This window comes from Wolbachia endosymbiont of Drosophila barbarae (assembly GCF_044752445.1).
GTDB lineage: Bacteria > Pseudomonadota > Alphaproteobacteria > Rickettsiales > Anaplasmataceae > Wolbachia > Wolbachia pipientis.
The window spans coordinates 1-544 of the sequence record NZ_JBIXJM010000051.1; the positions used below are offsets into that span (position 1 = coordinate 1).

Genomic DNA, 544 nt, shown 5'->3' on the forward strand with positions numbered 1-544 from the left:
CAAATGCCCTTATTCCCTGTACTTCCTCTGGTAACACTACATCATCATGTGGAATATGTGGAATCGTAAATGTTCTTACCTTTCTTTTTCCTCTTTTTCCTACTGTTGCTGGCGCTCCGGGTAACTGAGTTGGTAGTAAACTTAATACTCCATTTTGCTCTTCTATGGTAATATGTCTAAATCTTACTGACCTACTTGGAAACAAATTTAAATTTTCAACTCGTCCATAATTTACCGGCAATATATTTATCGCATTTGTTAGTGCCGTCATGCTAAATGCTGTACTTGTAAATGGATTTTGCATTTTTTATTTCCCCCCTTTTGTGTTTTTAATAGTTTTTTTAAGCTCCCTTGCGGATAATGATTCCTCGTGCTTCAAGTTGCTTTATTGCTGCAGCTTTCTGTTCTTCAGTGATATTTGCTGGCCACACAACCGCATGATCAGCTAGCATTGCAACACGAGTAATAATTACTGCTTTAGTATTTTCTATTGCATTTACATCACTTACTATTACACCTATCGCTGTTTGTGTGCCATCTGTTC

Annotated in this window: 2 protein-coding genes; both read right to left on the reverse strand. The window is 37.1% G+C overall.

The features are described from left to right. Window positions 1–304: major capsid protein (locus ACIPNH_RS00685; protein WP_400770946.1), on the reverse strand; the 304-nt coding region annotated here is incomplete at its 3' end. A gap of 37 nt (window positions 305–341) precedes the next feature. Next, the coding region (locus ACIPNH_RS00690) for a head decoration protein (RefSeq protein WP_400770949.1) at window positions 342–544 on the reverse strand (203 nt) is incomplete at its 5' end.